Below are 19,670 nucleotides of genomic sequence, written 5' to 3'. Positions count from 1 at the left end.
ATTCCAACAAAAGTTTTTCTTACCTTAATGGCTTTTTCAAGACACATCAATATGAAAAAATCACGCATCTTTAATGTATTCAATAAAATAAGACAGTTATTCGTAAGGTCAATCTATGAAGATCAATACAGCACTATTAGCATTATCAATAGGCGCATTTGCTATCGGTGTGACTGAGTTTTCGCCAATGGGAATGCTACCTTATATCGCCGATAACCTGAACGTGACGATTCCTTCCGTAGGCTCAATCGTGATGATTTATGCATTGGGGGTGATGGTTGGAGCCCCTATCATGACATTAGTATTAGCTAAATATCCCCCTAAATATGCACTCGTTTTTCTTATGTCCATCTTTACGCTCGGTAATCTGTTATCCGCGATGTCGCCTGATTTGGTGACGCTGTCACTTTCTCGGCTGGTTACTAGCTTAAATCATGGGGCCTTTTTTGGATTAGGGGCATTAGTGGCGGCGAATGTTGTTCCTCCAAGTAAACAAGCCAGTGCGATTGCGGCGATGTTTATGGGATTGACGATTGCAAATATAGGCGGAGTACCATTCATGACCAAACTGACGCAAGTGATTGGTTGGCGGCCCGCTTTCTTTGTCATATCAGGGTTGGGGCTGATGACCTTGATCAGTTTGATCCTAGCGTTACCTCGCCATCTATCGGGTCAAACAATACATGTTCGCGCTGAATTACGTATTTTACGCAAACCTCAAGTGATGCTAGGAATGCTGAGTACCGTGTTAGGTGCAAGCGCTATGTTTACCTTGTATACCTATATCACGCCAATGCTAATGCAGTTTATTAACGCATCTGACCAAATGATTACCTTTATGTTAATTATTGTTGGGATAGGGTTTACGGTAGGAAATTATCTCGGTGGATTATTTGCAGACAAATCGTTGTATGGAACATTATTTGTTTTCTTTGGTATGTTAGCGCTCAGCATGGCAATCTTTCCTATTATTGGCACAACGACGATCGGTGCAGGGTTTGGGCTAGTATTTTGGAGTATTTTTAGCTTTGGTGTGGTGCCTCCTTTACAAATCTTAGTGATGAAAGCAGCACAAGGAGCGCAAGCTTTAGCGTCTTCTGTGAATGTGGGGGCATTTAATCTTGGTAATGCCATTGGTGCGGCGATTGGTGCTAGCGTATTATCATTTGGCTACGATTATTCAACGGTAAGCTATATGGGAGCTTTAGTCGCATTACTCGGTATTGTCGCCTTATGGCTTAAAATACGCCAAAACTCACGAAAAGAAGTTTGTCAGCCAGCTTCTTGTCTGTGTGATTAATCGGACTAAAAAGCAAGAGATGGAGTTTGTTGCCACCTGATCAGTTTAATAATGGCGGTAACACAGGGCAGATTGGAGTATGACAATGACAGCAACAAACAAATGGTTAAGTGATGAAGCGCGTTGGCAAGCAATTGTCGCCCGTGACAAAGCGGCGGATGGTCATTTTGTTTATGGTGTTCGTACCTCAAGAATTTACTGTCATCCCTCGGCGGCGGGGCGTTTACCCAAACGAGATAATATCGAATTTTTTGATAACGAACAGCAAGCGATAGACAAAGGTTATCATGCGGGGAAACGTAGTCGTAAAGAGGCTGCTCAACTTGAACAGTTTTATCAGGAAAAAATAGCCCAAGCTTGTCGATATATTGAGCAGAGTCATACGACGGTGAAGTTAGATGAACTTGCCGCAGTTGTAGGGATCAGTCGTTATCATTTTCATCGTTTATTTAAAGCGCAAACAGGGCTAACCCCGAAGGCGTATGCGGATGCGCATCGTCATGGCAAATTGCAGCAACAGTTACAACAACAACCACGTATTACGGATGCTATTTATGATGCGGGATTCAGTTCTAATAGTCGATTTTACGAAACGGCAACGGAACGCTTAGGCATGACGCCGAAAGCCTGGAAAGCGGGAGGCGATGGCTCAATCATTTATTTTGCATTGGCGATGTGCTCGTTAGGCCATGTTTTGGTAGCTCAAAGCACAGTGGGGGTTTGCGCTATTTTACTGGGGGATGATCCTGAAAAGCTGTTACAAGACTTAGAAGATAAATTTCCTCAAGCTGAATTAATAGGTGGCGATAGCCAATTTGAACAACTGGTTGCGAAAGTGATTGGGTTTATTGAAGCGCCTGAACTTGGCTTAAACTTGCCTTTAGATATTCGCGGCACTGCGTTTCAGCAGCGGGTATGGCAAGCATTGCGTACGATCCCCGTTGGCTCAACAGTGAGTTACAGTGACATTGCAAAGCAAATTGGTCATCCGAAAGCTATTCGAGCGGTTGCTGGCGCGTGTGCGGCAAACATGCTTGCGGTTGCGATACCTTGCCATCGTGTTGTACGAACAGATGGATCGCTGTCAGGCTACCGTTGGGGGATAGAACGTAAGCGTAGCTTGCTAAACAAGGAAGCAATAAAGAAGTAATGAGTTTAATAAATAATCACTCAGAAAAATTGTTTGCCATAATTATATCCTGTTAACACTTTTTCAATCTGATATGGGCAAATGACCTATTGTAACGATCGTTCGTTTTGTATGTTTTCTTCATTTGAAGCAACATAGTGAAAGGAATTTAAGATGGTTACAAGCATTTATAAAGATTTATCTCTGGCTCCTTCAGGCGAACAAAAAATTGCTTGGGTTCGTGCGCATATGCCACTTTTGCGCGCTTTAGAAGCGCGTTTTAGTGAAGAAAAACCTTTTGCAGGCAAACGCATTGCCTTGTCGATTCATTTAGAGGCGAAAACGGCTTATCTCGCGCAAGTGTTTGCGGCTGGTGGTGCCAAAGTGTCTGTGACTGGCAGCAATCCAATGTCAACGAAAGACGATATTGTGGCTGCACTTGTCAAAAATGGTATTAATACATTCGCTATTCATGGGGCGAGTGGTGAAGAATATCAACAATTTGTAAAAGAAACCTTAGCCTGTGAACCTCATATTGTTATTGATGATGGCGGTGATTTGGTTCATGAGTTACACAGTGTGTATCCAGAATATGCGAATCATGTCATTGGCGCATGTGAAGAAACAACGACGGGTGTATTAAGGGCGATAGCGCGTGAGAAAAGTCATGAACTGAATTTCCCTGTCATCTCTATTAATGGTGCGCAATCCAAACATTTATTTGATAACCGTTATGGTACTGGCCAATCCACATTTGATGGCATTATGCGAACAACTAACCTAGTGATTGCGGGTAAAAAAGTTGTTGTTGCAGGCTATGGCTGGTGTGGCAAAGGCTGTGCTATGCGTGCAAAAGGATTAGGTGCGGAAGTCATTATTACTGAAATTGATCCGATCAAAGCACTTGAAGCGAAGATGGATGGTTTTGAAGTGATGACCATGGAAGCAGCATCTCCATTAGGCGATATTTTTGTGACCGCTACGGGTTGCTGTGATGTATTAACTGAGGCGCATTTTAGTTTAATGAAAGAAGGGGCGATTATCAGTAACACAGGCCATTTTGAAGATGAAATAGACTTGAAAGGCTTACAAGCATTAAGTGTTTCGACGTATGAGGCTCGTCAAAATATTGATGCGTATTGCTTAAAAAATGGTCGTACTGTTTATCTGTTAGGTCGAGGTGCATTAGTCAATATCGCCTGTGCAGATGGTCATCCGGCTGAAATTATGGACATGAGTTTTGCTTTACAAGCATTAGGTGCAGAGTATTTGCTTAAGCATGATCTTGATAAGAAAGTGTATGCTGTTTCTGATGAAATCGACAGTGAAGTGGCTCGCTTAAAATTACAAGATATGGGTGTCACTTTTGATGCTCTTAGTGACAGACAATATCAGTATTTGAACGCCTTCGAACTGAAATAAAAATAGTCGGAGAACGCTAATGTCGATACTGAATAGCCTTTTAGGTATTGCTGTCATACTGTTGGTTGCATACCTTTGTTCTAATAACCGCCGTAGGATTAGCCTACGGCTCGTTTCTATCGCACTATTAATGCAATTTACGTTTGCATTTTGCATGTTATATCTTCCTATTGGAAAACAGGTCATGATGTGGATGGCTGATAAAGTCACTGCATTGTTAGACTACACACAAATAGGGACTCAGTTTTTATTAGGTGGCTTGGCAACAGACAAGATGTTTGATTTGCTTGGCGCTGATGGGTTTATCTTTGTGTTTAAAGTATTACCTGTATTGGTATTCTTATCTGCGTTATCTGCACTGTTGTTCCATGTTGGCATTATGCAAAAACTGATCATTTTGATTGGTGGTGCTTTGCATCGTTTATTAGGCACATCACGTGCAGAATCGATGTCATCCGCTGCAAACATTTTTCTTGGTGTTACAGAAGCGCCACTGGTGATCCGTCCTTATTTGAAATATTTATCTTCCTCAGAGTTTTTTACCATTTTGGTCGGAGGAATAGCATCAATTGCTGGCACAGTACTATTAGGTTACGCGCAATATGGTGTAAAAATTGAATATTTATTAGCGGCATCTTTCATGTCTGCACCTGCTGGTTTATTGTTTGCGAAGCTGTTTTATCCTGAAACTAAGGAAAACAGTGATAAGCATACGAGCGCTAACTCGATGAAAGAGGAAAAGTCAGAATACCGCAATAGTATTGATGCGGTGACTCAAGGTGCTAGTGTTGGGGTCAGTATGGCGTTAAACATTGCAGGTATGCTATTAGCGTTACTGGCAATTATCGCGATGTTTGATGGCATAATGATGTGGGCGACGAGCTTTACAGGCCATGAGATTTCGCTGACTCAGCTGATTGGTTGGTTATTTTCACCAGTGGCTTGGTTATTAGGTGTCGATTGGACTGAAGCACAGTTTGCAGGACAGCTGCTAGGGCAAAAAGTACTATTCAATGAATTTATTGCATATGCTAATCTACAGCCTTATTTAGATGGTTCAATTCTCCCAGCTACCGGAGAAGCCTTAAGCGTGAAAACACAAGTCATTCTTTCATTTGCTTTGTGTGGCTTTACGAATATAGGCACTATCGGTATTGCGATAGGAGGAATTGGTGCTATGTGTCCAGAACGTCGGGGCGAATTAACCAGTATCGCATTTAAAGCCTTCGGTGCGGCAATATTAGCTAACCTGATGAATGGCGCAATTGCTGGATTAATTTTAGGTTAATAATGGTAGGTGGCATATATGATGGATGAAACGCCTTTTCGCGAATTGTGGCTCAAGTTTAGTGAACAAGAACTCCTGCCCGATGTTGATTGGTTATTTCGTCATGCGCCACCTTCCGTCAAAAATACGTTTTGTACAATTCATCTGCAAGAAGGTTACAAGTTAATCCATCAAGGCACCGATAATAAATACACTTACATTATTATTGAAGGCGAGTTTGTCGTGAATAAACTTGCTGATAATGGTAAAGAGCTTGCACTTACCTTCTGTTATAAGGGGGAGTTTCTTGGTGAGATGGAAGCTCTTTGTCAACAAACAGGCTATCGCTATGATGTTATTGCATTAACAGATGCGCGAGTTATCCGCATTCCCTCTGACAGCTTTTTAGTTTGGCTATCTCAAGACCATCGTTTATCCATTCTTTTAAACCGTCAATTAGCAAAACGGTCATTAATTAATGGAGAACAACGGTTAATGACAGCCGTTGACTCTATTGAAAAGAATCTCCTGTATATTTTAACCCAACTATCCAGTCATCAAATTCGTTTACCAAGAGAAACGTTAGCTGCAATTTTAGGTACATCACGCCGTCATTTAGATAAAGTTTTATTTAAACTCAAGGAGCAGGGGGTGATACAACAAGAAGGCCCAATAATTTTATTAAGCTCCCGTTAATCTATAGACTAAATTAAATTTCTATTTTTGTATGGTCAATATTATAAGCATGCATGCAGATTAGTTTAAAAATAAACTATATCAATAAGTTGGTTTATATTTTATATGCTAATACTATTTATCTATTTAGTTTATATTTTCTGACCTTTATATTTTTCATATTTTTTGCGATTCTTAAAATTATGATAAATTTTCTTTATTAAATAAAATAATTTTTTGGCTATCCAGATAATCGCAGTGACTAAGATAAATGAAGGATAATGTTTGCCATTTCTATTATGTTCGTATTCCATATTGCGTTCCTATGCTGTATGTCTATTTTTAGATTGGCATAGGAAATAATGTCAAAAAAGTGACAGATATTATTTTTTGCATAATACAGATCAAAAAAGAACAAATCTGTATTACATTACCGCAATAGAGAAACGGTGAAAGGGCTGGAAGATGTTACTGTACAAGCAAATCGCGCAGACACTACAAGAAAAAATTTATCGGGGGGATTTTTTGAGTGGTGAAAAACTGCCTTCAGTAAGGGAAATTGGGCGTGAACATGCGGTGAGTTTAACCACGGCTCAGCTTGCGTACCGTGAACTTGAAAAGATGCAGTTGATTTACGCGGTCCCTAAATCAGGTTACTTTGTCATCCCAAATAAAAACGAAGCTCTATTGCCTAAGGCTGTCAATTATATACAAAAGCCAGTTCAGATTGCTCAATGGAACCCAACTATTGATTTTTTGCGTGTAGAACAACGTGATAACGTTACTTCGCTATCTTGCGCGGTGCCTAATATTGAAAGCAAAACGTTGGAACCGTTGTGGCAAGAAATCAACATGATCAGCCGTCGTAAAAATAGCTTAGTATTAGAGTATGATTGTTTACAAGGATTACTCGCTTTACGCGAGCAAATTCACAGTATTTCTACTCATAAACCGTCATTCACTCCAGATGACATCGTGACGACGACTAGCGGTCATCAATCAATATCATTATCTATTCAAGCTTGTACACAAGGTAATGACGTTATTGCGATTGAGTCACCCGCCTTTCCAGGGTTATTACAAACTCTGTATGGGTTGGGCAGGAAAATTATTGAGATCCCAACAGACCCGCAAACAGGGATTAAACTGAAAAGGGTACAAGAGGCTTTTCATCATTGGCCTGTGAAAGCTATTGTCGTCACACCCACCTGCAATAATCCTATGGGCTGTTCTATGCCTGACACACATAAGCAACAATTATTGGCGTTGGCAAATCAGTATGGTGTGACAATCATTGAAAATGATGTGCTTGCTGGATTAGCTTACGAATATCCACGCCCAGCGACAATACAATCATTCGATAGTGAAGGTCGGGTGATCCTTTGTAGCTCGTTTTCTAAAACCATTGCCCCAGGGGTCCGTACGGGGTGGGTTATACCGGGTAAATACAAAGAAAAAGTCATGCATTTAAAATATTTATCTCATTGCTCGGGGGAAATATTTATGCAACAAGTGGTCGCTAATTTTTTGCGTGAAGGGCACTATTTTCCGCATTTACGCTCTATGCGACAACATTACGAGGCGTTACAAAGCCAGTATCGTGAGTTAGTGGAAAGCTATTTTCCACCGATGACGCGGATTTCTCGGCCACAAGGTGGATTTTCTTTATGGATTGAGCATCCACCTGTCGATAACCGTAAATTAATGGATGTCCTAAACCGAAATAAAGTGATCGTGCTTACAGGAGAACATTTTTCATCGGCAGGATGTTTTACTCATCATTTACGAATTAACTATGCATTACCATTGATTCCGAGACGCCGTAATGGGTTAAAGATATTAGGTGAGACATTAAAATTAGCCAGCTTATAGTGTAACCATGAGATTGCACCTTGGTCGTGATGGGGTGCAATTATTTTATTTGACGCTAAATGTTGTCTTCGATAGACTCATAACCTCTCCCAAATTCTATATCGTCATTTCCCTTTATTTCTGAACACCTCGCTTTTTGATATCGCGTCAAAGTCTTTCATTATCACTATTAACGTCTTGTTTTAACTCTACATTTAATCATTTTTGCTTATATCTGTGACTGAACGTCAGCAGAGAACGGGGTGTTTTTATTTACGCAAGAGAATCCTATGCAATCGAACCGTTATTTATTATTAGTTTTTGCAGCCGCTGTTTATTTAGTCGGCACAACAGAATTTATGTTATCGGCGACGCTAACGCCGCTAGCGGGGGTGTTTTCCGTTACTAGCGCACAAGCATCTTGGCTAATTTCAGCTTATGCGCTGACTTATGCGGTTAGTGCGCCAGTATTAGGTTATTTTTCTGACAGAGTTGAGCGACGAAAATTACTGTTAGTTGCTATGTTTCTATTTGCAATAGATAGTCTAGCCATTATTGCTTCTCCAAACTTCACGATAGCTCTGCTGTTTCGTATTTGTGGTGGCTTAGCATCAGCAGCGATTGTGCCAACTATTTTTTCCTTAATTGCGGATATCTTTCCTTCTCGCCAGCAGTCCTCTGCGATGGGAACGGCAATGATTGGTATGACAGTGGGAATTGTTACGGGCCCAGTGTTAGCCGGAGTGTTAACAGAATATTTAACATGGTATGCACCATTTATCATGACGACGCTCGGAAGTCTGATCGTTTGGTTTTGTGCATGTAAAATACTTCCTTCTTCAAAACAAATTCATACTTTGAAAACACAGGGCAGTTTTCAGTGGCTACGTAATACTAAAATTACCCATTTTATTGGTGCAAAAGCATTATGGAATGGTACGGCCGTCAGTATTTTTTTATTATCAGGGGAAATATTACGACATAAATTTGCAATAGATAGTGCATTGATTGGTCTTGTTATCAGCGCGTTTGGTGCTGGTTTATTTATAGGTAATTTGCTTGTCGGTAAATTGAACAATTTATTATTGAATGATAGTCAACGGTTATTACTCGTGATTTCAATGATGGCGATTGCGGTGGCAACGTTTATTTTTGCCTATTTTCCATTAATAGCTCATACACTATGCTTAGTGATTTGGGGCAATTTTCTGGGAATGGCTGCACCACTCAGTACAACAATAATCGCGACTCGAAGTGGTGAAAATAAAGGACAAGTGCTAGCAGTATCGGAAAGCCTGAATAATATAGTGCTATTTTCAATGTTACCCTTATTGTCATGGTTATTGATGAACTATGGAATACTAACCATGGGAGCGATGAGTATTCTTGTATTAGTTATTTCAATAATGATTTGTGGATTTGATGCTAAACGTCCTGAAGCGTAAGGTAATTGGTGAAGTGGTTATCGCTTCACCAACGATTATTACTGTGTTTGTAATAGACGATGTTGTCTCACACTCATGCCTCTGAGCATACTCATCCAAGCAAGAACAGTGAAGATCATCAAGATGATAAAAATAGCTTTAGGCGGTAATTCAGTGAGGACAATCCCTGTGATCATGGGGTTAAATGCACCACCGAGTAAACCCAGTGCTTGAGCAGAAAAATAGCTTGATTTCATGCCTTCCGGAGCAATGTTATCGATAAGCATGTATTCACCTGGTGCATAAATAAGTTCTCCCAACGTAAAAATAAATGAACCTAACGCCCATAAGTACAAGTTTTCACCCGCTTCCATAAATGTGGCTAAACCAGCGACAAAGAAGATAGTCCCTATCGTCATGTAACGTTTAAGGTTATCAGGCGTGAGGCGTTTGCCTACCATATATTGTAAGGTGACAACCACGACGGCATTCACAGGGAGTACAACGCCAATAACGGCTTGTGCAAACTCACTGTTTGCAACAGTAATCACATATTGTGACATCCACGTTGTAAAAGAACCAAACACGAGAGAACCGAGAAAAGTCGATAGAATAAACCACGCAAGCGCTCTGTCATGCAGCATTGCTGCGGGGTTCCAAAGGTGTTTTGTTTCATCGTGATGAGAAACAGGTTTTACACTCTGTACATAACGTTGGATAAAGAAAATAGGAACAGAAGCAGAGATAGCAGCCAACCAGAAAGGTAAATTGATATTATACATCAATAACCATGTTCCAAGTGGTGGCCCAATTGTCCAACCAATATTTAAAAAAGTATAATTAAGTGAAAATACTTTCGCTTTAACGGAAAGGGAGAGTGTATCTGAAAAATAACCTTTTAATACTGTCGAAAAAACAGAATAAGAGCAGTTAATGAGCGAAAAGAAAATAACCACTAATACAGCATGATTAGATAATGGGATAGCAATAAAACCGCAAATAAAGGCGATAACAGCAAGGAGCATACAACGTTTTTTATCAACTTTATCGGCCAAAATACCAAAACCCATGCTGAATAAGACACCGACAGTCAGCGCTAAAGACATCGCAACACCAACGATATCAATCGCCATTTGATATTCGCGTGTTAGGTAAATTGCCATAAAGGGCAATGTTGCACCACGTCCAATGGTTAATAGCAGTGAAGAGCAGAGTAAAGCGCTATTTGAAATATTTGATTTAGACAACATGACTCACGACCTAGCGTTATAATTGTTATTGAGTTGTAGCACTGACTGTTAACGTTATAAATTACCGAATTTTGTGATGACAGGGAATGGGGGAGCAGCAACAATCGCTAAAAAAGATAAAAACAAAATATTCCCTTATACCTATCTCGTATTCGGATTTTTAAAATAGGGTATAGGGGGAATAACATCATATTTATAGTGTAATACACTACGACTTTTATATTGGCTGGATGGTATTAATCGATAACCTATTAAAACAAAGATGACAAGGGTGAAAATATTTTCACCCCTCAGCATATTAGCTTATTTAGGGATATAGACTAATAGGCGGTTACTTTTTTCAATGTCAAAAGTTAAGGAAGAATAATCATAATCGGCTATTTTTCCTTGATAGACCAGCTCCCGCACTCCTGTGCATGGCTGGTATATTTCGTGTTTATTCCAAAGCTGGCTAAATAATGTGGATTGTTCTGTTAATATTTTAATGAGCTTTTTGATATTAGGATCATTTTTAGTGCGAGCATAATCACGGCGGAAGCTTGCCAGTAATTGCTGTGCCACTAACGGCCAATTTGCGAACCGTTCCTGATAACGTTGATCCATAAATAATAAATATAGGAAATTACAATAATAAGGTTCCGCCTCAGAGAAATGGAAATAATCGTCTGCGCGAGGGTTATAAGCCAGTACATCCCAATGAAGATTGAGTACATAACATAAATAATTTTCAGGGAAATCAGCGATCAGTCGAGAAATAGCAGAGGGAACATGGTGCTCGGTCTTGGCGGTTGCGATAGGTTCCCGATTATGGGTTAACAAATAAAGATGCTGGCGCTCTGCGTTATTTAAATGTAGAGCTGCTGATAAATTATCGAGAAATTGTGTGGATACACCAATATCACGGCCTTGTTCAAGCCATGTATACCATGTAAGCCCAACACCTGCCAGTGCCGCGACTTCTTCACGGCGTAATCCTGGTGTTCGACGTCGAGAGGTTCTTGGTAAGCCAACCGATTCAGGAGAAAGACTTTCACGTTTTTGCCTTAAAAAATCAGCAAGTTCAGGTCGGTTACGTTGTTTTTCTTTCATAGCCTATTGTCTTTAGTAATAGTATAAATGGTTAAATTGTACCATGATAATTTTCTATTTATAGTCCTCATTCTTTAGTCATCTGAATGAGAAGATTATGAATCAGCAGCAACGTATCGCTCTCTTTGTCTTATTATTGGCAGGGTTTGTAACAATTTTTGATTTATTTGTGGTGAATGTTGCCATAGTTAGTATTCAACAGTCATTGAATGCTAATTTAACCGAACTAACATTAATCATTGTCGGTTATGAATTGGCCTTTGGCCTATTGCTAATTACTGGCGGGCGCTTAGGTGATATTTATGGTAAAAAGTCCTTATACCGCACTGGCATGGCATTTTTTACTATCACATCTTTATTTTGTGCACTTGCGCCGACAGCGACATTATTAGTTATCGCTCGCTTCTTGCAGGGGTTGTCTGCCGCATTACTTTTCCCACAAGTATATGCCAGTATTCGATTAAATTTTAATGAATCTCAGGCTAAAAAAGCCTTCGGTTATTTAGGAATGAGTTTGGGATTAGCGGCCATTGCAGGGCAGGCGTTTGGTGGTTGGTTAATCACATTAAATCTATTTGAACTCAATTGGCGAACTATTTTTCTTGTTAATGTGCCGATAGGTATTCTTGCTATTGCCTTATCTCGATTCTTACAGGAAGGAGAAAAAAGTCGAGTTGATTTAGATTGGCGTGGCGTTTTCTTGTCAAGCATGGGTATTTGTTGTGGGTTATTACCGTTTCTCATGTTACCCGTGTGGGGCTGGTCAACAGTGAGTTCACTACTGTTTTTATGTGGCGTATTGATGTTAACGTTGTTTGTTCGTCATGAACTGAGGATGGAAAAACAGGAAAAAGCTCCATTGTTAAGTATGCGTATTTTGCGTCATCGCTCTTTTGTTATTGGTTTATGGGTGGTCATGAGTGTTTATGCGACTTCATCCGCATTTCCTTTAATGTTGTCTTTGTTACTTCAGAACGGAATCGGGTTAACGCCTTTTTTATCAGGCTTAGTTTTTGTTCCAGCCAGTGTTGGTTTTGTTATTTCCTCATTACTCACGCCCCATTGGATAAATCGTTATGGTGAGCGAATTGTATTTTGGGGAGCCATATTTTATGGGGCTAGCTATATATTATTACTGACCGGTCTCTATTGGTTTTCATCAAATTATTCAGTGGTATGGCTGAGTCCTATTCTGCTGGCTATAGGCTTTACTCAAGGAATGATTATGACGCCAATGTTGAATCTAGTTCTTGCGAAAGTAACATCCCAAATGGTAGGGCAAGCTTCTGGTTTTACGGCGACATTACAGCAAGTTGGCGCCGCAATAGGCGCAACAGCAGTATCAGTGATCATGCAATATGGCTTAACTCATTTCTCATACCAATTACCCTTTGAACAACTTAAAAATGCGGTTAGTTTGGGATTAGTGTTTAACTTTTTAATGGCGGTCTGTGCGGCGGTTTTATTATTAAAGATTATCGGCAAAGCGACAATGAAAGAGCTTCCAAAGCATCCGTAAAAAATAAAAAGCCTTATACAAATAGTATAAGGCTTAATGCATCATAATGAATTAACGGAATTACAGTAGATCACTGGCATCGTGGCGTTCACGAACTTGTTGAGCAGGGTCACCTTGCAGACGGTTAACACGGCGTCCACGTTGTACTGCTGGACGGGCATAGATTTCATCAGCCCAGCGAAGTAGATGTTTATATTCATGAACACTCAAAAATTCACCCGCATCGTATTGCCAGCCTTTAACTAATGCTCCGTACCATGGCCAAATCGCAATATCCGCGATGGAGTAATGATTACCTGCAATATATTGATTATTGGCTAAACGTTGGTCGAGTACATCAAGTTGGCGCTTAGCTTCCATTGCAAATCGATTGATCGGATATTCGAATTTTTCTGGCGCATACGCATAAAAATGCCCAAAACCGCCGCCCAGAAAAGGAGCCGAACCCATTTGCCAAAATAGCCAAGATAAGGTTTCCGCCCGTTCAGGCTGTGTTGTGGGTAAAAATACAGAAAATTTTTCAGCAAGATAAGTCAATATTGAGCCAGACTCAAATATTCGTATCGGTTGCTCACCACTCCGATCGACGAGCGCTGGAATTTTCGAGTTTGGATTGATTTCTACAAATCCTGAGCTGAATTGATCGCCTTCACTGATATTAATCAACCAAGCATCATATTCTGCTTCTTTAATCCCTAGCTCCAGTAACTCTTCCAGCATAATAGTCACTTTTTGCCCGTTAGGAGTCCCTAACGAGTAAAGTTGTAGAGGGTGCTTCCCAATAGGCAGGGCTTTTTCATGTGTTGCACCTGATACAGGGCGATTAATATTCGCAAATTTACCACCGTTACCTTTTTCCCATTTCCAAACTTTAGGAGGGGTATAGGTTGAATTATTCATTTTTATCTCCAATTCGTTAGCTTGCTACATTGAGTAAGTACCGAGTTATTTATAAAGACGCAATATAAATACGGCGGCTGATTTCAGGTGTAATGTCATGATGCTCACCCAGCGCGGTCATGCCATTTTTGATCAAACTTTCTACTAAAGGTTCAATGACATCTTGATTCAAATTGTAATCGCTGAAGCGCGTTTTCACATTCATTCGTTCAAAAAACTCTCGAGTGAGTTCAATGGCACGAATAGCCTGTTGTTCTTCAGAGCCTTCATGAATACCCCAGACTTGTTGTGCATATTGCACAAGTTTAGCCTGTTTTTGCGGGCGTTTTTCGAGCAACATAGACGGTAATACAATCGCAAGAGTTTGCGCGTGATCTAACCCATATAATGCAGTAATTTCATGTCCTAACATATGTGTTGACCAATCTTGTGGCACGCCAACACCGATAAGACCATTTAATGCTAAAGTTGCAGTCCACATTAAACTCGCACGCGTATCGTAATCATGTGGGTTAGCTAAGGCTTTAGGGCCGATATCAATCAGTGTTTTTAATAAGCCTTCAGCGAAAACATCTTGTACAGGCGCATTCGCTGGATAGGTTAAATACTGTTCCATCACGTGAACAAAAGCATCAATGACACCATTACTGATTTGGCGTGGGGGGAGAGTAAATGTCTTTACGGGATCTAAAATAGAAAACTGTGGATACACAGTATCATGCATAAAAGCACGTTTAGAATGTGTTGCTTCACGGGTAATTACAGCGTTTTTATTCATTTCTGAACCTGTTGCCGGCAGTGTTAACACAGTACCAAAAGGCAACGCGGTATTCACTTTTTCACCGCCGCTAGTGAGAATGTCCCAACTATCGCCAGAAAAATTTGCAGCAGCAGCGACAAATTTAGTTCCATCAATGACTGAGCCACCACCGACAGCTAATAAATAGTCATAGCCTTCTTGATGAATTTTATCGACGGCTTTGATTAAGGTTTCATAGCGCGGATTGGCTTCAATACCACCAAATAGGCCAATTTGACGGTTACCTAATGCTTTTTCAACCTCATCTAATGTGCCTGTTTTACGAGCGCTTTCGCCGCCAAAAAGGATCAAAACTTTGGCTTCTTTTGGCACCAATCTATTCAATTCAGCGATTTTACCTTCACCAAAGACAATACGTGTTGGGTTATAAAATTCGAAATTTTTCATAGATAGACCTTATTTCAGCATGGAACAGGGATATTTTTTTGCCTTGAACAACTGGGAAAAAGGCAAAAACATTAAAAATTATTAATGTATTAACTAGCTTAACACATTATACAGACATAATTAGATTATGTATTATCGCAAGGTGTTATTTGTTATAAATACATGTAACTATTTATTTTTTATATCAATATCAAGAAGTCGCTTTATGCAAGCGAACGGAGAGGGATTTTGATACAAGGTGAAGGAATTTACCTGATCAGCTAAGGAAGGCTTATGATCCCAATACATAAATATCACTACAAGATTAGTAATGAATATCATGAAAACTTAACCCCTTCTACAGAACAGAAATGCATTCATAGTATAGAACGAATCGTAGAAGAGGTTAGCCGGAATACAGGTATAGTATCGAGCCATTTATCTCCATTACATCAAGTTGCAAAGGAACAAGATTGTATTATTGGTATCCGCCCTGTTGATCGTTTTGCAACACAGCTGATTGCTGCGGGTAATCCAACAAAGGGCTTTCATATTAAAGGTAAAAGTGCTTCATGGGGGGCACAGGCAGGGTTAATTTGTGTCGACCAACGTTTTAGCAAATTAGAGAATAAATCAGAACAACAAATTGATAAATATAACGTTTTTGTACGTGATTGTATTGAAAAAGGACATTCTATACCGGTACCGCTTGAAATAACGGAGGAGCGGTTACAAACCTTATTACAGTTGGGGGCGATTCATCAGCTTAGTTTCGAAAACTCACAAGGTATTAGGCACTTTACTGCTGAAGGACCGAGTCGACGCAATTATCAATTTGAAGCTAAATGGCTGCCACAACAGCAGAAATACCGTATTTATTTTGAAGGAAAAACACTTGAAGTGTTGGCTTCTGTTCAAAACTTTGTTCCTATTACTGCTGATTATGATCTGTTATTGATTGGCCCACATATGCGATATTTTGGTTCTCAAGATAGGGTACCCGTCCCTGATGTCGCACATTCAATATATAAACAACGTATTGAAACATATCAAAATTTACCTAAAGACTCAAACCTGAGACAAGGTTACATGGATGAAACTCATTTTTATCAGAATGAAGATCGTGAGGTAGGTAATGCCTCACCACGGGCAAAGGAAATGATCTCGTTGATCAATAAAGCGCTGGTGGGAGAGGCCGAAAAAGTGGTCCATCATAGTGCAGATGCGACGAATCCAATGACTGAATTAGAGGCAAATTTTCCCGCCACTTTTGCTTTACCTAAAAAGATAGGGCATTTTGATGAGTTATGCATTATCGCCAATAAAGAGGAATTGGCGGAATTGATAACAATAGCCAAAGAAGAGGGTTACCACATTAACATTAATCCTTTGTGGAAAAATGAATTACCCTCAGTCAGACGTCCAAGCTTTGAATACGCTAAACGTAGACTCTCTATGGTTAATTTAAAATCAAAAATCACTCATTTTTAAATATGAATTTAGATATGTTTAAACAATACCTTAGAGACATTTACATCATATATTTACTCACATAACACAAATTTTTTTGACAAACGGTTAGGATATGATCTACATTTAATTCATTCAAATGAATGAAATGAGGTTTTTATGAAAAATACGATGATCCCAAATACATTTTCTATTAATGAACGAGATAGAAGGTGGAACCTTGCACGTCAAATTATGCAAGCTAATGGTCTTGAAGTCTTGATGGTATATGGTGATAGGGAGTCTGCGGCACCAGCACCATTTTGTATCGACCATTATTTTACCAATGACCGATTAGGATCGGTTGTTTTGTTCCACCTTGATAAGCCGCCAGTCGTGGTTACTTTTGCTCCCATGATGGTTGCTGACCATATGCAAGCAGCCATGCGTGGTGATCTACAGTGGATTTCACCTGAACAAATTGTTGTAGGTAAAACAGGGCGTAATATTGCACAAATATTAATTGATTTAGATATCTCATCCAACGCCAAAATAGGTGTAATAGGCTTAGAGCCATACCCTCCTTTCTATTTTGATGGGGCAATGCCATTTAATACCTTAACAGAAATTAAAAAAAGGTTACCCAATATCCATTTTGTTCCCGTGTATAAACAATTTTTCCAGTTAGCTTCTGTTAAAAGTGAAGAGGAGTTAGCGCATATTCGGCATGCTGCGATGATTGGTGAAGCGATGAGTGAAGCCATGCGTGCAACTGCAATTCCGGGGAATACTGAAGCCGACATTGCAGCTGCTGTGACATCGACTTGTTTATCTATGGGAGGATTTACGGCTGAAATCTTAATGGGTTCGGGCCCTGAATATATTGGTTGGGGACAACCCGCGTGGCAATATCGTTCACAAAAACCTCGTGAAATCCAAGAGGGTGATATTGTTTTAACAGAAATATTTGCTTTGTATGGCATGTATGAAACTCAACATCAAGCCGCTGTTGCTGTCGGTAAAGTTCATCCTAACGTCGAAAGAGCCGCCGAAGTGGCACGTGAGTGCTATGAAATTGGTATTGAATATTTGAAAGAAGGGGTTACTTTTGGTGAGGTTGTCGATAAAATGGAACAACCTTTATTAAAATCAAAGGGTTGGCACGTGCATCCATTGATTCATAGTATTAATCCTTATGGGCCAATTGGTTTCGGCACAGCGCCTGGCATTGAATCACTGCCTATTGCACAAAAGTATCGCCAATTAGAAAGGTTACCTAATCCAGGCAGAGAATTAGTACTAAAAGCAGGTATGACGTTTGCGTTTGAACCTAATTGCGCCTTTGGTTATCATTTATGTAATTTAGGCGGAACCGTCGTCGTTGGCAAAGAAAAAGGCATTGAATTAAATACTAATTCCACGTATTTGATGCGAGCCGATATTTAACCCATAAGGTCACAGCGGGATATGACAGAAACGAATAAAAATACGCTTTCTTCTGAGCTAACCAAAGAAAAATTGATAAATGAAGGCATCAAATTATTTGCTCTTCATGGAATTGCTGGGGTAAGAACTCGTCAGTTAGCTGACAATGCAGGGGTCAACCAATCAGCCATTCCTTATCATATGGGAGGAAAGTTAGGGGTCTATTCCGCTGTCATTCAAAAAATTGCGTCCGATCTTGCGGCTGCGAGCCATCCTCATGAATTTGATCGGGCTTTCACGAAACTGACACAGCAGTCATCCAGACAAACAGAAGAAGCCAATGCTTTACTGCATATGTTAATCAATGGTCTTGGGAATGCGTTGTTACAGCCAGCGCATAATTATTATTCGGTATTGATCTTAAGGGAGCAGCTTGAACCGACAGAGAATTACCAAATTATTTATCGTGATTTTATTGAACCATTTCATATTCGGTTATCAGGATTGATTCAGTTTATCAACCAACTGGATGAACAGACTGCAATTATTCGTGCACATGCAATTATTGGTCAGGTCTTAGGTTTCGTCGTGGCGAAAAGACCGTTATTGAAAAGGTTGAATCAAGATAACATTGACCAATCATTACTTGATGAAATTTTACAGCAAATAAGTCTATTAGCGAGTAGGGCATTACGAGTATAAAAAACAGTTATCATCATACTCTCTATCATGGTGACTGTTGTTATTACCTGTTCATGATCAATCATTGGTTTACTATCATTCCCATAAATTCTGATTAATGGGTATAATGGCGCTTATTGCTAAGTCATGGAGTTTAGTTGTATGAGGCGTTTTATTAGGATGGAGCTTCCTCCTGAGCCTATGATTAATGGTAAATGCGTAAGAAAACGCCTCAAAAATAGTGTTTGTGATAGTTGTGCACAGGTTGGCCTGTTGAGGCGATTACTTTAGGTTCTATGAGTGCTGCTATTGATAATCAACTTTGTTATCAATGTGGTAATTGTTTGTTTTCATGCCCCGTTGATGCAATCGATAATATCGATCCCCATGAACGCTCCTATCATAATAACCGTTTAGTCATTAGCCATGATGAGCCATTAGCTAGTATTGAAGAGTTATTAGTGTGGCATAAGCAATATCAGATTAATGGCATAGAAATTGCTGAACCATTAGTGGATAAGTGGTTACCAGTACTTGCTGCACTGAATGTAAAACTTAAACATCTTCAAGAGCCTGTCTGGCAGCTAGTGGTGACTGAAGCACCTGAAGTTGATAGTGGGCGACGTTCATTATTTTTTCGACAAAAATTAGACGAAAACCCATTAAGTAAAGGTCAAGTCAGAACCGGTCTTAATGCGCGTAAGCAATTTTATCCGCAAGATAGTTGGTTCCAGATTGAGTTAAATGCAGAGAGTTGTATTTTATGTGGTGCTTGCGCAAAAGTTTGTGATGAACAGGCTATTAAATTAGAAAATAATCAATTTATTTTTGATGAGAAAAAATGCACAGGTTGTATGAGTTGCCAAGTGGTATGCTTTCCTCAATCCATTGACGTCAAACCCTTTGTGGCAAAAGATAATCAAGCAAGAATATACCATTATTACGATGGTCAATGCGAAAAATGTCGACTCTCTTTTTTAGCTTGGCAACCAAATGAGCGTTTATGTCCGATTTGTGCACAGCATAAAAAGCAGGGTTGGTTATAAAGTCGGGGTATGCTTAGATTGCCTTATACATTTTTGCGTTAAAATCTTAGCTTTCTA

At 39.8% G+C, this 19,670-nt stretch carries 16 protein-coding genes and 1 pseudogene; 12 read left to right on the top strand and 5 right to left on the bottom strand.

The genetic code is table 11. The features are described 5' to 3' along the window. Positions 1 to 115 precede the first annotated feature (115 nt). From P2E05_RS10185 to P2E05_RS10165, 5 genes are all read left to right on the top strand, one after another. Positions 116 to 1,300, top strand: coding sequence for an MFS transporter (locus P2E05_RS10185; protein ID WP_154623559.1), 1,185 nt, complete (start codon positions 116 to 118; stop codon positions 1,298 to 1,300). An 85-nt stretch (positions 1,301 to 1,385) separates the two neighbouring features. Next, complete coding sequence (gene ada, locus P2E05_RS10180) at positions 1,386 to 2,450, top strand: bifunctional DNA-binding transcriptional regulator/O6-methylguanine-DNA methyltransferase Ada (RefSeq protein ID WP_154623558.1); 1,065 nt, start codon at positions 1,386 to 1,388, stop codon at positions 2,448 to 2,450. Between the two features lie 153 nt (positions 2,451 to 2,603). Next, complete coding sequence (locus tag P2E05_RS10175; RefSeq protein WP_154623557.1) at positions 2,604 to 3,851, top strand: adenosylhomocysteinase; 1,248 nt, start codon at positions 2,604 to 2,606, stop codon at positions 3,849 to 3,851. 19 nt (positions 3,852 to 3,870) lie between these two features. Continuing rightward, positions 3,871 to 5,139, top strand: a complete 1,269-nt coding sequence (locus P2E05_RS10170) for a NupC/NupG family nucleoside CNT transporter (protein ID WP_154623556.1) — start codon at positions 3,871 to 3,873, stop codon at positions 5,137 to 5,139. Between the two features lie 18 nt (positions 5,140 to 5,157). After that, entirely contained in the window at positions 5,158 to 5,814 is a 657-nt protein-coding gene (locus P2E05_RS10165; protein ID WP_154623555.1) for a Crp/Fnr family transcriptional regulator, read from the top strand. A 131-nt stretch (positions 5,815 to 5,945) separates the two neighbouring features. Here the strand turns inward: P2E05_RS10165 and P2E05_RS10160 are convergent, their stop codons facing one another. Next, entirely contained in the window at positions 5,946 to 6,107 is a 162-nt protein-coding gene (locus P2E05_RS10160) for a hypothetical protein (RefSeq protein WP_167520920.1), read from the bottom strand. 151 nt (positions 6,108 to 6,258) lie between these two features. Here P2E05_RS10160 and P2E05_RS10155 point away from each other — a divergent pair, with 151 nt between their 5' ends. Both P2E05_RS10155 and P2E05_RS10150 read left to right on the top strand, forming a co-directional pair. Then, positions 6,259 to 7,665 (top strand): PLP-dependent aminotransferase family protein, encoded by a 1,407-nt coding sequence (locus tag P2E05_RS10155; RefSeq protein WP_247047644.1) that lies wholly within the window; start codon positions 6,259 to 6,261, stop codon positions 7,663 to 7,665. A 269-nt stretch (positions 7,666 to 7,934) separates the two neighbouring features. After that, entirely contained in the window at positions 7,935 to 9,089 is a 1,155-nt protein-coding gene (locus P2E05_RS10150; protein ID WP_272657741.1) for an MFS transporter, read from the top strand. Between the two features lie 38 nt (positions 9,090 to 9,127). Here P2E05_RS10150 and ydeE read toward each other — a convergent pair whose 3' ends face one another. Together ydeE and P2E05_RS10140 are read right to left on the bottom strand one after the other, a co-directional pair. Beyond that, positions 9,128 to 10,318, bottom strand: a complete 1,191-nt coding sequence (gene ydeE / locus P2E05_RS10145; protein ID WP_154624252.1) for an efflux MFS transporter YdeE — start codon at positions 10,316 to 10,318, stop codon at positions 9,128 to 9,130. 303 nt (positions 10,319 to 10,621) lie between these two features. Then, positions 10,622 to 11,407: a helix-turn-helix transcriptional regulator gene (locus P2E05_RS10140; protein ID WP_247047646.1), complete on the bottom strand. Its 786-nt coding sequence runs from the start codon at positions 11,405 to 11,407 to the stop codon at positions 10,622 to 10,624. A 97-nt stretch (positions 11,408 to 11,504) separates the two neighbouring features. On the opposite strand from P2E05_RS10140, the gene P2E05_RS10135 reads away from it, so the two are divergent. Further along, on the top strand, positions 11,505 to 12,926 hold the full coding sequence (locus P2E05_RS10135) for an MFS transporter (RefSeq protein WP_247047648.1): 1,422 nt from the start codon (positions 11,505 to 11,507) through the stop codon (positions 12,924 to 12,926). A 60-nt stretch (positions 12,927 to 12,986) separates the two neighbouring features. Here the strand turns inward: P2E05_RS10135 and yghU are convergent, their stop codons facing one another. Further along, positions 12,987 to 13,826, bottom strand: a complete 840-nt coding sequence (gene yghU, locus P2E05_RS10130; RefSeq protein WP_196713102.1) for a glutathione-dependent disulfide-bond oxidoreductase — start codon at positions 13,824 to 13,826, stop codon at positions 12,987 to 12,989. A gap of 49 nt (positions 13,827 to 13,875) precedes the next feature. Then, on the bottom strand, positions 13,876 to 15,033 hold the full coding sequence (locus P2E05_RS10125; protein ID WP_154624248.1) for an iron-containing alcohol dehydrogenase: 1,158 nt from the start codon (positions 15,031 to 15,033) through the stop codon (positions 13,876 to 13,878). A 273-nt stretch (positions 15,034 to 15,306) separates the two neighbouring features. On the opposite strand from P2E05_RS10125, the gene P2E05_RS10120 reads away from it, so the two are divergent. From P2E05_RS10120 to P2E05_RS10105, 4 genes and pseudogenes are all read left to right on the top strand, one after another. Continuing rightward, a complete protein-coding gene (locus tag P2E05_RS10120; RefSeq protein WP_276122736.1) occupies positions 15,307 to 16,503 on the top strand; it encodes an anthrax toxin-like adenylyl cyclase domain-containing protein in 1,197 nt (398 codons plus the stop codon). A 138-nt stretch (positions 16,504 to 16,641) separates the two neighbouring features. Then, positions 16,642 to 17,907: a M24 family metallopeptidase gene (locus P2E05_RS10115; protein WP_154624246.1), complete on the top strand. Its 1,266-nt coding sequence runs from the start codon at positions 16,642 to 16,644 to the stop codon at positions 17,905 to 17,907. Positions 17,908 to 17,928: 21 nt separating this feature from the next. Then, positions 17,929 to 18,588 (top strand): CerR family C-terminal domain-containing protein, encoded by a 660-nt coding sequence (locus tag P2E05_RS10110; RefSeq protein ID WP_154624245.1) that lies wholly within the window; start codon positions 17,929 to 17,931, stop codon positions 18,586 to 18,588. Positions 18,589 to 18,729: 141 nt separating this feature from the next. Then, positions 18,730 to 19,613, top strand: a pseudogene (locus P2E05_RS10105) (4Fe-4S binding protein). Positions 19,614 to 19,670 lie beyond the last annotated feature (57 nt).

The organism is Providencia stuartii (genome assembly GCF_029277985.1).
Lineage (GTDB): Bacteria > Pseudomonadota > Gammaproteobacteria > Enterobacterales > Enterobacteriaceae > Providencia > Providencia zhejiangensis.
This window is presented reverse-complemented; position numbering and strand designations above follow the sequence as displayed.